The organism is Saccharopolyspora sp. NPDC047091 (genome assembly GCF_040643635.1).
Lineage (GTDB): Bacteria > Actinomycetota > Actinomycetes > Mycobacteriales > Pseudonocardiaceae > Saccharopolyspora_C.
The window spans coordinates 38,716-50,326 of the sequence record NZ_JBEYUS010000048.1 but is presented as its reverse complement, the minus strand read 5'-3'; the positions used below and the strand labels follow the sequence as shown (position 1 = coordinate 50,326).

Annotated in this window: 16 protein-coding genes; 4 read left to right on the top strand and 12 right to left on the bottom strand. The window is 72.7% G+C overall.

What is annotated here, in order from left to right; genetic code table 11:
• Positions 1 to 933: aldo/keto reductase (locus ABZ805_RS20080; RefSeq protein WP_358442297.1), on the bottom strand; the 933-nt coding region annotated here is incomplete at its 3' end.
• A 125-nt stretch (positions 934 to 1,058) separates the two neighbouring features.
• On the opposite strand from ABZ805_RS20080, the gene ABZ805_RS20075 reads away from it, so the two are divergent.
• A complete protein-coding gene (locus ABZ805_RS20075; RefSeq protein ID WP_358442295.1) occupies positions 1,059 to 1,910 on the top strand; it encodes a helix-turn-helix transcriptional regulator in 852 nt (283 codons plus the stop codon).
• A 200-nt stretch (positions 1,911 to 2,110) separates the two neighbouring features.
• Here the strand turns inward: ABZ805_RS20075 and ABZ805_RS20070 are convergent, their stop codons facing one another.
• Together ABZ805_RS20070 and ABZ805_RS20065 are read right to left on the bottom strand one after the other, a co-directional pair.
• The gene (locus ABZ805_RS20070) at positions 2,111 to 2,500 is read right to left on the bottom strand and encodes a hypothetical protein (protein ID WP_358442293.1); all 390 of its coding nucleotides are present in this window, start codon (positions 2,498 to 2,500) and stop codon (positions 2,111 to 2,113) included.
• The gene (locus ABZ805_RS20065; RefSeq protein WP_358442290.1) at positions 2,497 to 2,745 is read right to left on the bottom strand and encodes a hypothetical protein; all 249 of its coding nucleotides are present in this window, start codon (positions 2,743 to 2,745) and stop codon (positions 2,497 to 2,499) included. The genes ABZ805_RS20070 and ABZ805_RS20065 overlap by 4 nt, the downstream gene beginning before the upstream one ends.
• Positions 2,746 to 2,911: 166 nt before the next feature.
• Here ABZ805_RS20065 and ABZ805_RS20060 point away from each other — a divergent pair, with 166 nt between their 5' ends.
• Together ABZ805_RS20060 and ABZ805_RS20055 are read left to right on the top strand one after the other, a co-directional pair.
• On the top strand, positions 2,912 to 3,760 hold the full coding sequence (locus ABZ805_RS20060; protein ID WP_358442288.1) for a helix-turn-helix transcriptional regulator: 849 nt from the start codon (positions 2,912 to 2,914) through the stop codon (positions 3,758 to 3,760).
• A 5-nt stretch (positions 3,761 to 3,765) separates the two neighbouring features.
• Positions 3,766 to 3,972 (top strand): DUF397 domain-containing protein, encoded by a 207-nt coding sequence (locus ABZ805_RS20055; RefSeq protein WP_358442285.1) that lies wholly within the window; start codon positions 3,766 to 3,768, stop codon positions 3,970 to 3,972.
• Positions 3,973 to 4,014: 42 nt separating this feature from the next.
• On the opposite strand, the gene ABZ805_RS20050 is transcribed toward ABZ805_RS20055, so the two are convergent.
• The 9 genes from ABZ805_RS20050 to ABZ805_RS20010 all read right to left on the bottom strand — a co-directional run bounded on the left by ABZ805_RS20050 (position 4,015) and on the right by ABZ805_RS20010 (position 10,461).
• Complete coding sequence (locus ABZ805_RS20050; protein ID WP_358442282.1) at positions 4,015 to 5,232, bottom strand: VanZ family protein; 1,218 nt, start codon at positions 5,230 to 5,232, stop codon at positions 4,015 to 4,017.
• A gap of 70 nt (positions 5,233 to 5,302) precedes the next feature.
• A complete protein-coding gene (locus ABZ805_RS20045; protein ID WP_358442279.1) occupies positions 5,303 to 5,980 on the bottom strand; it encodes an HAD-IA family hydrolase in 678 nt (225 codons plus the stop codon).
• A gap of 164 nt (positions 5,981 to 6,144) precedes the next feature.
• Positions 6,145 to 6,540: a hypothetical protein gene (locus tag ABZ805_RS20040; RefSeq protein ID WP_258343461.1), complete on the bottom strand. Its 396-nt coding sequence runs from the start codon at positions 6,538 to 6,540 to the stop codon at positions 6,145 to 6,147.
• Positions 6,541 to 6,794: 254 nt separating this feature from the next.
• On the bottom strand, positions 6,795 to 7,160 hold the full coding sequence (locus tag ABZ805_RS20035; RefSeq protein WP_358442276.1) for a CrcB family protein: 366 nt from the start codon (positions 7,158 to 7,160) through the stop codon (positions 6,795 to 6,797).
• The gene (locus ABZ805_RS20030; RefSeq protein ID WP_258343465.1) at positions 7,157 to 7,483 is read right to left on the bottom strand and encodes a DUF190 domain-containing protein; all 327 of its coding nucleotides are present in this window, start codon (positions 7,481 to 7,483) and stop codon (positions 7,157 to 7,159) included. Before ABZ805_RS20030 ends, ABZ805_RS20035 begins: the two co-directional genes overlap by 4 nt.
• Position 7,484: 1 nt before the next feature.
• Positions 7,485 to 7,955 carry a fluoride efflux transporter CrcB gene (gene crcB / locus ABZ805_RS20025; protein WP_358442272.1) on the bottom strand — a complete coding sequence of 157 codons (471 nt, stop codon included), beginning with the start codon at positions 7,953 to 7,955 and terminating at the stop codon, positions 7,485 to 7,487.
• Positions 7,956 to 8,092: 137 nt separating this feature from the next.
• Positions 8,093 to 8,755: a response regulator transcription factor gene (locus ABZ805_RS20020; RefSeq protein ID WP_358442269.1), complete on the bottom strand. Its 663-nt coding sequence runs from the start codon at positions 8,753 to 8,755 to the stop codon at positions 8,093 to 8,095.
• Complete coding sequence (locus ABZ805_RS20015) at positions 8,752 to 9,972, bottom strand: histidine kinase (protein ID WP_358442267.1); 1,221 nt, start codon at positions 9,970 to 9,972, stop codon at positions 8,752 to 8,754. Before ABZ805_RS20015 ends, ABZ805_RS20020 begins: the two co-directional genes overlap by 4 nt.
• Before the next feature lie 21 nt (positions 9,973 to 9,993).
• Positions 9,994 to 10,461 carry a DUF3995 domain-containing protein gene (locus tag ABZ805_RS20010; RefSeq protein ID WP_358442264.1) on the bottom strand — a complete coding sequence of 156 codons (468 nt, stop codon included), beginning with the start codon at positions 10,459 to 10,461 and terminating at the stop codon, positions 9,994 to 9,996.
• A gap of 193 nt (positions 10,462 to 10,654) precedes the next feature.
• On the opposite strand from ABZ805_RS20010, the gene ABZ805_RS20005 reads away from it, so the two are divergent.
• Positions 10,655 to 11,605 carry an RsmB/NOP family class I SAM-dependent RNA methyltransferase gene (locus ABZ805_RS20005; protein WP_358442261.1) on the top strand — a complete coding sequence of 317 codons (951 nt, stop codon included), beginning with the start codon at positions 10,655 to 10,657 and terminating at the stop codon, positions 11,603 to 11,605.
• Positions 11,606 to 11,611 lie beyond the last annotated feature (6 nt).

Sequence of the window (11,611 nt, the reverse complement as noted above, 5' to 3'; positions counted from 1 at the left end):
CCTGGCCGATCCGGTGGTGGCGCTGCTGATCGGCTTGCTGATCGGGTGCGCGCTGACCGCGTGGACGTTGTCCCGCGACGCCGTGGTGCGGGCGCCGACCAGCGGCACCACGTCCTCGCCCTGCGCGGCGACCCACGCGATGGCCAGCTGGGCGACGGTGCAGCCCTTCTCGTCCGCGACCCGGCGCAGCTCCTCCACCAGCGCCAGGTTGTGCTCCACGTTGCCGCTGGAGAACCGCGGCGACGCCCCGCGCGCGTCCCCGGTGGCACCGCCGCGCTCCGCGCTCCAGTGCCCGGAGATGAGGCCGCGACCCAGCACGCCGTACGCGGTCAGGCCGATGCCGAGCTCGCGCAACGTCGGCAGCACCTCGGCCTCCACCGCGCGGGACAGCAGCGAGTACTCGATCTGCAGGTCCGCGATCGGGTGCACCGCGTGGGCCCGGCGGATCGTGTCCGCGTCCACCTCGGAGAGACCGATGTGGCGCACGTGCCCGGCCTCGACCATCTCGGCGATCGCCCCGATGGTGTCCTCGATGGGCACCGCCGGGTCGAGCCGCGCGGGCCGGTACACGTCGATGTGGTCGGTGCCCAGCCGCTGCAGCGAGTAGGCCAGGAAGTTCCGCACCGCCGCCGGCCGGTTGTCCTGCCCGCCGAAGCGCATGCCGGGGCCGCGGAGCGCGCCGAACTTGACGCTCAGCAGGTAGTCCTCCCGGTTCCGGTCGCGCAGCGCCTCGGCGAGCAGCAGTTCGTTGTGGCCCATCGCGTAGAAGTCGCCGGTGTCGATGAGCGTGACCCCCGCGTCCAGCGCGCGGTGCACGGTGGCGATGCTCTCCGCCCGGTCGGACGCGCCGTACGCCTCCCCGGACATGCCCATCGCGCCGAGCCCCAGCGCGGAGCTCACCGGTCCGGTCGTCCCCAGCTTTCGTTGCCGCATGGCGTGTTCTCCTTCGTAGGTCTCGCCGTCCACCTTGCGCCGGAACCGGGCGGTGCGGGAGCGAGCGTGCATCGTGGGAGAGCCGCTCCCTGGATGCGGTCGGCGGCCGGGAGCAAGATGGAACCGTGCAGCGTGATGCCCTGGCCGATTTCCTGCGCCGCCGCCGCGAAGCGGTCCGCCCCGCCCAGGTGGGGCTGCCCGCCGGGCCGCGGCGCCGCACCGCCGGACTCCGCCGGGAGGAGGTGGCGATGCTGGCGGGCATGTCGGTGGACTACGTGGTGCGCCTGGAGCAGGGCCGCAGCAGCCAGCCGTCGACGCAGCTGCTCGGCGCGCTCGCGCGGGCGCTGCGGCTGTCCGACGACGAGTGCGCGCACCTGTTCCACCTCGCCGGGCACCACCCGCCGCACGCGGCCGGGACGGCCCGCACGGCCCGCGCCGGGCTGGTGCGGATGCTCGACCTGCTCGGCGACACGCCCGCGCTGGTGCTGTCCGACCTGGGCGAGGTGCTGGCGCAGAACCCGGCGAGCCTGGCGCTGATGGGCGACCAGACCCGGTTCACCGGCGACGACCGCTACCTGGTGCACCGGTGGTTCACCGACCCCGACGTGCAGCTGCGGCACCTGCCGGAGGAGCACGACCGGCACTCCCACCAGCTGGTCGCGGACCTGCGGGCGACCGCGGGCCGCCGCGCGGACGATCCGGAGGTGGCCGCGCTGGTGGAACGGCTGCGGGCGGCGAGCGACGAGTTCCGGCGGCGCTGGGACGAGCACGAGGTGGCCGTCCGCCGCGCCGACCGCAAGACCCTGGTGCACCCGCGGGTGGGCCCGCTGCTGATGGACTGCGAAACGCTCGTCACCCCGGACCAGCGGCAAGAACTCCTCGTCCTCACCCCCGCCGACACCGACACCCGCGAACGCCTGGACCTGCTCCTGGTCCTCGGCACCGAGGAATTCCCGGCAGACGCCCCACCCCGCTGACCGCCCGCGCGGCTGCGGCGGGGCGGGCGGCCTTCCGGGCCGGTGACGCGTGGGCCGGTCACCGGCCCGAAGCCCCGGTACCCGTCGGGGAAGGGGTTCCGGGTACCGGGGCCGGGTTCCTCGCCGGAGCTCGCGGTCGGGGGAGCGAGTCCGGCGAGGCGCGGCCTGCCGCCGGGGGCTGCGGACGGCCGCGGTCCGGGTCAGGCCGCCGCGCTCAGGCGGCGGCCGAATCCGGGGATCGGCGGGAGCCACTGCGGTGTCGCGATCCGGCCCGGCGCGTCCGGGTCCTGCTCGGGCCAGGCGATCGGCGGCTCCGGCGGCGGTTCGGCGTGGAACGAACGGCGTTCGGACAGCACGACCAAGGCGATCTCGAACGCGGACGACGTTCCCGGCTCGTCGTCGTGCGCCACCGCCGCGACGCAGGACTGGCACACCTCGCGCCCGTCCGGCGGTGGGATGTCCAGGACGCGCGACATCCGGCCGGTGAGCGGGTGTCTGCAGATCGCGACGATCACCGCTCCCCGCGCGCCACGACCCACCAGGTGCCAGGTCGAGCACCACTCCGAGGTCAGCCAGGCCCGCCCGGTCACGCCGGTGCCTCGAAACCGAGTTCGGCGCGCGCGGCGGCGGACCGGAGCGCCGTCGTGCGGACGCACACCATGCACGGCATCCCGCGGAGGCCGTCGACGAGCTCCGCTTCGTCCGCGCGCAGCACCGCCGCGCAGAGCGTGCCCCAGTCCCCGTCCGGGCGGCGAACACCCGCGTGCACGACCCGGCGGGTCTCGCCCACCAGACCCGGCGCGTAGCGGACCCGCACGACGTCATCGGCGTTCACGATCGCTTCCCGAGGTTCGAGGGACAGGTTCTCAACCCTGTCCCGAGTTCTCCGAGCTGTTCAGCCGTGGACTCACTGTTCTCGCTGTATCAAGAACAGCTTCCATGTACCCGAGCACACGATCAATGCCTCTTTCGAGTGCACCGGCTTCGCTTAGCCTGTGGTCATGCCAGAGACCACGCCGTCACCACGCGCGTACATCCTGGGCTCCGAGATCAGGGAGGCGCGGAAGCGCTGCGGACACTCGCTCCGCGCCATGGGCGAGAAACTGGACGTCGCGCACTCCGTGATCGCCCGTTGGGAACGTGGCGAACGCGTACCGGGACAAGATTCGATCGTCGCGTTGTGCGCCGTACTCGACATCAACGGCGAGGCGCGTGAACGTGTGATCACGCTCGCCCGCGAGGCTGCCGCGGAATTGGCCAATTCCGTCTCCGTCGGGGCAGACGGTGAAGCGGATGTGTTGGCCGCGCTGATGGACTTCGAGCGGAACGCCCAGCGGATCACCAACGTGGCACCCGTCGTCATCCCGGGATTGCTGCAGACGTCGGACTACGCGCGAGCCATCGTCGACGGCAGCGCGTCGAACGCCGAGCGGGACCGAATGGTGTCGATGCGGATCGGCCGTCGCGACGTGCTGACTCGCCGCAGGAACCCGGTGCAGTACACGGCTTTCCTCCTCGAATGGTCATTGCTCCAACCGATCGGCGACGACGCGGCGATGCGCGATCAGCTGGAGTTCCTCATCGAGATGTCCGAGCGGGAGAACGTCACGATCCGAGTCGTGCCGCAGTCAGCGGGATGGACGCCGATCCACGCCGGTCAGTACGTGCTCCTGGAGTTCGCGAAGGCTTCGCCAGTGGTGCTCATGGAACACCTCCGTTCGTCGACGTTCCTCCGCGACGAAGGTGATGTCCGCGCGTTCGTGGAAGCGCGAGACGATATCGAGACAATGGCGATGAGTCCGGCGGACACGGTCGGGCTCATCGGCGAGGTTCTCGAACGGAGGGGATGAACGACGTGACTGTTTCGAACTCGTCGACACCGACCGGGTGGCGCAAGTCCACCCGCAGCCACCAGCACAGCGACTGCGTCGAGGTCGGCCGGGTCGGGGGAGGTGCCGCGGTGCGGGACAGCAAGGACCGGGGCGCGGGCCACTTCACCACCACCGCCGCGCAGTGGACCGCGTTCGTGCGGGCGGTCGGGAACGGCCGCTTCGACGCCTGAGCAGGACCGGCCCCGGCGAACGTCCTCGCCGGGGCCGTCGCGCTACGGTGCCGCGACCGGATCGTCGCTGCGCTGCGGTTCGGGGGCCGGGCGGGGTGCGTTGTGGTGCGGGCGGGCCCGGTTGTGCACTCCGGACGCGAGCTCGTGCAGGCTGCGGTCCTTCGGGTGCAGCCGCACCACCAGGGCGTACAGCGCGACGAACACCATCGACAGCAGCCCGGCCGCCACCCCGGCCAAGGCCACCAGCAGCACGTTCTCGTGGAGCTCGCCGGAGCGGAACACCTCCAGCACCGCGCCCGGCGTGCCCCGGCCCCACAGCACCCCGGCCGCCACCACCAGGAGCAGCAGCGGTGGCAGGAACGGCACGGCCAGCACCACGGCGCGCAGCAGCAGCCGCCACGCCGCCGGACGAGCTCCCGACTCGTCGACGAGCTCCAGCAGCAGCAAGCGCTTGCCCGGCGTCGCCCCGATCCACGCGGGCAGCGCCACGAACCAACCGCCCAGCACCGCGGCCGGACCCCACCACGCGGGCAGCCCGACCACGACCGCCGAGAGCAGCGCGAGCGCGCTCAGCACCGCGGCCCCGGCCAGGTCCAGCAGCAGCGCCACCGCCCGCCGTCCGAACGGGACCGGGTGCCGCGCCAGCACCCGCTCGTCCAACGCGTTCAACGCGGGCACCGCACGCCCCACCTGCCCGCCGAGCCACCAGCCGAGCATCGCGCCGAGCGTGTTCACCAGCAGGTCGTCCACGTCGAACAGCCGGTACGGGCACGGGTAGAGGCCGAACACGCCGGTCCCCTGCGTCACCTCGAACGACAGCGCCACGCCCGCCGCCACCGCCAGCGACGTCCACGGGCCGCGCCGGAAGTGGTAGCGCAGGAACACGCCCAGCGGCAGCAGCAGGAGCAGGTTGAACCCGGTCTCGATCACCGCGGAGTTGTGCAGCACCAGGTCGCCGAAGGTCACCCGGTGCCCGGATTCCTTCCACACGTCCAGAAACGTGTTGCCCGGCGTCAGCTGCCACTGCCCCATCAGCGGGTACTCGCGGCACACGTCCACCGAGGCGCCGGGCAGCGGCATCAGCACCAGGCAGTACGCGGTGATCAGGTAGTACAGGAAGGCGTAGAACGACAGCGCCCACCAGCGCACCACGCCGTGCCTGCGGTAGAGCACCACGGCCACCGGGACGAGCAGGGCGAAGGCGAGCAGCGGGAACAGCACCGCGGCGGTGCGGATCGGCAAGAGGTACGCGTCGGCCACGCGGAGCAGCATCCCCGCAGGGCGGTCCCGGGCACCTCGGCCGATCGGCGCGTTCCCGTCGGCCATCAGGTCAGCGGTGCGCGGCCTCCCCGCCGGTGTGCGCGCGGAGTTCCACGGTGAGACCGGATTCCGCCGAGGTGGCGCGGACACCGGTGAAGTCGGAGATGCGGGGCAGCCCGTCCGCCGCGGGTCCGGTGCGGGAGCCGACGACGACCACCCGGCCGCCTGCGGCGCGGGCGGCCTCGATCCCGGCCTCGGCGTCCTCGAAGATCAGGGCCTCGGTGGCGGGAACGCCGAGCGCGGCCGCCGCCTGCAGGTAGCCCTCCGGGTCGGGTTTGCCGCGCCGCACGTCCTCACCGGTGACGACCACGTCCGGCATCGGCAGCCCCACCGCCGCCATGCGGCGCGCGGCCAGCGCCGGTCCCGCGGAGGTCACCAGCGCCCAGCTCCCGCCGGGCAGCCCGGCCAGCAGTTCGGCGGCGCCGGGGATCGCCACGACCCCGTCCAGGTCGCGCAGTTCCTGCTCGTCGATGCGGGCGGTCTCCGCGGCCACGTCGGCGCCCGCGGGCAGGTGGCGGGCGACGGTCTCGCCGCCGCGGCGGCCGTGCGAGTCGACGAGGATGTCGGCCACGTCCAGCCCGTGCCGTGCCGCGAAGTCGTGCCAGACCCGCTCCACCACCGCGGTGGAGTCGACGAGCGTGCCGTCCATGTCGAACAGCAGGGCGCGCGGGCGGAACCGTGCGGTCATGGTGGTCCTTCCTGGTGCTGCGGTCCGGTGCGCTCCCACCTTCGCGGTGGACGCCGTTCCGCGCCAGGTTCCCTGCTGAATCGTGACACCAGAACTTGAAAATGATTCAGGAAAGGCCCGGAATTCTTCGCGCCGAAGAATTCCGGACCCACCCGAGGACTACATCACCACTGGACCATCGAGGGGTTTCCCTCGCTGCCCTGGGCGCCGAGACCGATTCCGGATCCCGCGTTGTAGGTGGACGCGCCCACGTGGAAAGTGGAACCGTCGGCGCGGATGCCCCAGACGTCGACCGGCGCGTTCGGGCCCGCCGAGGAGAAGTCGTGGTTCCAGCACTGGCCCGGGTTCTGGATGGTGCTGGCCATGCCCGGCGAGCTCATGCCGCCGCCCAGGTCGACGGAGTGGACCTCCACGTACGCCGCGTAGTCGCCCTGCGCGCAGAACTCGATCTTGCCCGGCACGGCGGCCGAGGCCGCGGTCGCGCCGACCGTCCCCGCCAGCAGCGCGCCACCCAGCAGCGCGACCGCGCCCGCGGAGATGCGCCGGACAGAATTGTTCATTCCCATGTGGGGATTCCCTTCGCGAAAGCAGAAACCGGCACCGCTCGGATGCCGCACTCACATTCAATCCCCGGTGTACGACGAGACCGCCGCCGACATCACTCCGGAACTCGGCCCTGCGGGGATTCCCCCCACGAAGGAGGAATCGTCGGCACATCGCGGCGGAACCCGATTCCGCCGTTCGAGGAAGTGCGATCCCGGTGGCCCACCGCCCGGGAACCCGCGGCCGAGCGAGCCGGACCTGCACGACCTGCTCAGACCACCGCCTGCACCGCCGTGTGCCCGAGCAGCGCCGCGCCCACCGACGCCAGCACGCTGATCGCGATGTTCAACCCCGCGTAGAAGTACGCGCGGTCCTCCGCGAGCCGCACGGTCTCGTAACCGAACGTGCTGTACGTCGTCAGCGCGCCGCAGAACCCGACACCGACCAGCTCCGAGACCAGCGGCGGTAACGCCCCGCCCGCCCCGGCGAGACCACCGAGCACCATCGAACCCAGCACGTTCACCGTCAGCGTCCCCCACGGGAAAAGCGTGTCGTGCCGGGACTGCACCGCGCGGTCCGTGAGGTAGCGCAGCGGGGCACCGATCATCGCCCCGAGGAACACCAGTGCCACCGTCACGCCCGCTCGCTCCCCCGGTAGACGATGGTCTCGACCTCGTCGAGCACCACCGCGCCATCGCCGATCAGCCCGTCCAGCTGCGGCAGGAAATCGCGCACCTTCTGCTCCGAGTCCACGATCACCACCAGCACCGGCAGGTCCTCCGCCAAGTCCAGCAACCGCGTCGTGTGCACCCGGGACGACAACCCGTAGCCCTCCACGCCGCGCAGCACGGTCGCCCCGGCCAGGCCCGCGTCCCGGGCCCGCTTGACGATCTCGTGGTAGAGCGGTTTGTGATGCCACCGGTCGTCGGCACCGAGGAATATGGACATCCGCAAGGCCATCTCAGCCCACCTCCCTGACCACGGCCCACCGGGTCAACGCCACGCCGAGCAGCACCGCGAACAGCGCGCACAGCAACGTTCCCGCCAGGTAGGCCCCCGCGACCAGCGCGCTCCCCGGAGCCAGCAGCGCGCCGAACTCCACCGCATAGGTGGAAAAAGTGGTGAACCCGCCGAGCACGCCGACGCCGAAGAACGGCCGCACCAGCGGATGCGCCGTCCACACCTCGGTGATCAGCACCATCAGCACGCCGATGAGCAGGCAACCCAGCACGTTGATCGAGAACGTCCCCCACGGGAACCGCCCCGGCTCGGTCGGCAGCAGCAGCCCCACGCCGTAGCGGGAGATCGCGCCCAGCCCGCCACCGAGGGCGATGACCAGCAGGACCGCACCTCTGGTGCGGGAGAGTTCGCGCCGTTGCGCGGGAATCCGGGTGTCCACGTCCGGATCGATGACGTCGTCGGGGTTCGCCATGCACGCCTCCTACCGGCATCGGACGCACGCGTCCGGTCCGATAGGGACCGTTGGCGGCGTCGTGCCGCGGTTCTCCGACCTTCGGAGCGGCGAGCCCCACCACCGCTGCGCACGATGGTACCTGCCCGCAGGCCCGGTCAGCTCCCGGTCGACGGCGGGACGAACCCCGATTCGAACGCTCGGATCACGGCCTGCGTGCGGTCCCGCGCGCCGAGCTTGGCCAGCACGTTCCCCACGTGCGTCTTCACCGTCTGCACCCCGACGAACAACCGCTGCGCGATCTCGCCGTTGGACAGGCCCGCCGCCATCAGCCGCAGCACCTCCGCCTCCCGCGCACTCAGCCCGGCCCCGTCGAGCCCGCCCGAGCCGGTCGCACCGCGGTGCGCGGCGAGACGCCGGATCGCGGCCGGGAACAGCAGCGAATCGCCCGCGGCGACCGTGCGCACGGCGGCGACGATCTGCTCCGGCCCGGCCCGCTTGAGCAGGAAACCGCTGGCTCCGGCGCGCAGTGCGTCGTACACGTGGTCGTCGTTCTCGAACGTCGTCAGCACGACCACCTTCGGCGGCCCGTCCGCGGCGACCAGGTGTTCGGTGGCCCTGATGCCGTCCACCGCGGGCATCCGCACGTCCATCAGCACCACGTCGGGCTTCGCCCGGCGCACCTGGTCCGGCACGTCGGCGCCGTCGGCGGCCTCACCGACCACGGCGATGTCCGGTTCGGAGTCCAGGATCGCGCGCAGCCCCGAGCGGATCAGCGGCTCGTCGTCCACCAGCAGGACGCCGATGCGGCCTTCGGTCATGCGCCCTCCAGCGGAATCCGCACCGCTACCTCCCACTCGTCCCCGCTCGGCCCCGCCGCGAACTCCCCGCGCAGCAGTTCCACGCGCTCGGCGATGCCGACCAGGCCGCGCCCGCCGCGCGCGACGGCGCGCGAGCGGGATTCGCCGCGCGGGTTGCGCACCCGCACGCGCAGCGACCCGTCCGCCACCTCGACGCGCAGGACGACCGGCACCTTGCCCGCGTGGCGCAGCACGTTCGTCAAGCTCTCCTGCACGATCCGGAACGCGGCGGCGGACGGCTCCGCCCCGACGGCCCCCAGGTCACCGCGCAGTTCGGCGTCCACCTCGATCCCGGCGTGCTCGGTCGCGGCCAGCAGCGCGGGCAACCGGGCGAGGCCCGCCTCCTCGTGCGGCGCCTCGTCCCGCAGCAAGCCGAGCACGTGGTCGAGGTCCTCCAGCGCGGCGCGGGCCGAATCCTCGATCGCCAGCAACGCCGCCTCCGCACCGTCGCGATCGCGGTCCAGCACGCGGCGCGCGGCCCCCGCCTGCACCGAGACGACGCTGAGCGCGTGCCCGACCGAATCGTGCAGCTCCCGGGCCAGCAGGTCGCGCTCCACGAGCCGCTCGGCCCGCCGCTGCAACCGCGCGATCCGCTCCCCCGCGGGGACGCCGAGCAGCACCGCCGCGGCCCGCCCGAACAGCGCACCGGTGCCCGCGACCACGCACACCAGCGCCAGCAGCGCCGCCGACGCCGCGGCGGGCAGCCACGCGCCGGCCCACCCGGCGGGCACCGGCACCATCCCCCCGGGGCCCAGCCCGAACTCGCCGGTGAACGGGGCGGTCCACGCCAGCACGAACACCACCGGCAGCACCAGGCTCGCCGCGCTCACCAGCCCGCCGACGAGGGCGTGCGCCACGAACAGCGCGCTCATCCGCAGCCGCACCGCCGGTTCCGCCGCATCCGCCTCCGGCGCGGGGTCGTCGAGCAGCACCCGCACCGCCGTCCCCTCCAGCACCCGCACCGCGGGCACGGCGGAGACGGCCACCGTCGCCGCGAGGGTCAGCGCGGTCCCGATGGCGAACGCCGTGCCGAGACCTGTCACGACCGGCACCGCGGCCGGCACGGCCACCGCCGCGAAAACCAGCGGCGGCACCAGCATCGCCCCGCCGAACACCAGGTACGCCCAGCGCCGGTAGGTCGAACCGCGCAGCACCGGCCCGAGCGTCCACTGCCTCATCCGCTGATCCTCACCCGTGCGTCACCGGCCGCGCAGGCAGCCGAGGCCGGTGAGTCCGAACAGCAACCCACCGGTCAGGAACACCGGCTCGTAGACCACCGTGGCGAACCTGGCCATCGGGTCCAGGTCCGCCACGGCGAGCCGCCCGGACGCCAGTGCCAGCCAGTCGACGACCGAGGGCGCCGCGTGCACCACCAGCAGCGCCGCGGACCCCCAGACCGCGGCGTGCAGCAGCCACCTCGGCACCCGGCGCCCCCAGGGCCGCACCGGCGCCAGCGCCACCGCCACCGCGACCGCGCACAGCGGGATCGCCACGATGTCGATGACCAGCAGCGGGAGGTTCGAGGTCACGGACGTTCCCGGTGGCAGGCCGATCGTGCCGCCCGCCAGCCAGTGCACGTGCACGAGACCGAACAGCGCCGCCCAGGCCGCCGCTCCGTGCGCGGCGGCGGTGCCCCACCGCCGCCGCTCACCACGTTCCTCCGCCATGCCAAGAGAATCGTCCCGCGCGCCCGTCCTCCGACTCCCCCGCCGGAGGGAATCGGCTCCCGCCCGGGAGTGATCGCTACGCCGCGCCCCCGGCTGCCCGGTGACCAGCGGGCCGGGCCCGGGGGAGCCGCGCGCGAGGCCGCCGTGCCAGGCTTCGGGTACCGGACCGGACGACCCGACAGGAGCAGCGGCCGTGAGCAGCCAGCGCAAGACCCGTGCGTTCGAGAAGCGGATGTCGGAGGTGCTCGGCATCCGCCCGAACCAGGTCGAGTCCGTGTTCCGCGGCGCCCGGCCCACCTCGATCCGGGTGAACCGGCTGCTGGACGAGGAGCGGTACCGGGAGACGCTGGAGTTCGTGCGGGCCGAGGCGCCCGGGCTGATCCCGGTGGACTGGTGCGAGCACTCGTTCTTCTGGCCGGACAACGACGGTTTCGACGAGGTGCTGCCGCTCGCCCACGAAGGCCGGGTGTACCTGCAGAACGCGGCGAGCCTGATCCCGCCGGTGGCGCTGGACGCGCAGCCCGGGGACTCGGTGCTCGACGTCGCCGCCGCCCCCGGTGGGAAGGCGTTCCACATCGCGGCGCGCACCGGCAACGAGGGTGAGTTGTGGCTGAACGACTCGGCCCCGCCGCGGGCCGCGAAGCTCGCGGAGCTGGCCGAGCTCTACGGGGTGCGGTACGCGGAGCTGACCACGCACAACGCGCAGTACATCGACAAGTCGGTGCCCGCGGAGCGGTTCGACCGGATCCTGCTGGACGTGCAGTGCTCCGGGGAGGGCCGGGTGAACCTGCGCAAGTCCGACGCGCTGCGCTTCTGGTCCGAGGAGCGGATCGAGAAGTACAAGCACCTGCAGACGAAGATGTGCGACGCGGCGTACAAGCTGCTGAAACCGGGCGGGACGCTGGTGTACTCGACGTGCACGTTGAGCCCGGAGGAGGACGAGTTCCCGGTGCACAAGGTGCTGCGCAGGCACTCCGACCTGTCGGTGGCGCCGCTCGGGTTCAGCGAGGAGGAGTTCCTGCCGGGCCTGGGTTCCTGGCGGGGCGAGAAGTTCGACCAGGGCCTGCGGCACGCGGTGCGGGTGCGGCCCTCGGACGTCTTCGAGGGGTTCTTCGTGGCGAAGCTGGTCAAGGACCCGTCCTGACGACGA

What these genes read in the sequence shown, in the direction of transcription:
- ABZ805_RS20060 (WP_358442288.1), top strand. Translation starts at nt 2,912, where the DNA reads ATGCCAGAGACCACGCCGTCACCACGCGCGTACATCCTGGGCTCCGAG.
- ABZ805_RS20045 (WP_358442279.1), bottom strand. Translation starts at nt 5,980, where the DNA reads ATGACCGCACGGTTCCGCCCGCGCGCCCTGCTGTTCGACATGGACGGC.
- ABZ805_RS20040 (WP_258343461.1), bottom strand. Translation starts at nt 6,540, where the DNA reads ATGAACAATTCTGTCCGGCGCATCTCCGCGGGCGCGGTCGCGCTGCTG.
- ABZ805_RS20030 (WP_258343465.1), bottom strand. Translation starts at nt 7,483, where the DNA reads ATGGCCTTGCGGATGTCCATATTCCTCGGTGCCGACGACCGGTGGCAT.
- crcB (WP_358442272.1), bottom strand. Translation starts at nt 7,955, where the DNA reads ATGGCGAACCCCGACGACGTCATCGATCCGGACGTGGACACCCGGATT.
- ABZ805_RS20020 (WP_358442269.1), bottom strand. Translation starts at nt 8,755, where the DNA reads ATGACCGAAGGCCGCATCGGCGTCCTGCTGGTGGACGACGAGCCGCTG.
- ABZ805_RS20015 (WP_358442267.1), bottom strand. Translation starts at nt 9,972, where the DNA reads ATGAGGCAGTGGACGCTCGGGCCGGTGCTGCGCGGTTCGACCTACCGG.
- ABZ805_RS20010 (WP_358442264.1), bottom strand. Translation starts at nt 10,461, where the DNA reads ATGGCGGAGGAACGTGGTGAGCGGCGGCGGTGGGGCACCGCCGCCGCG.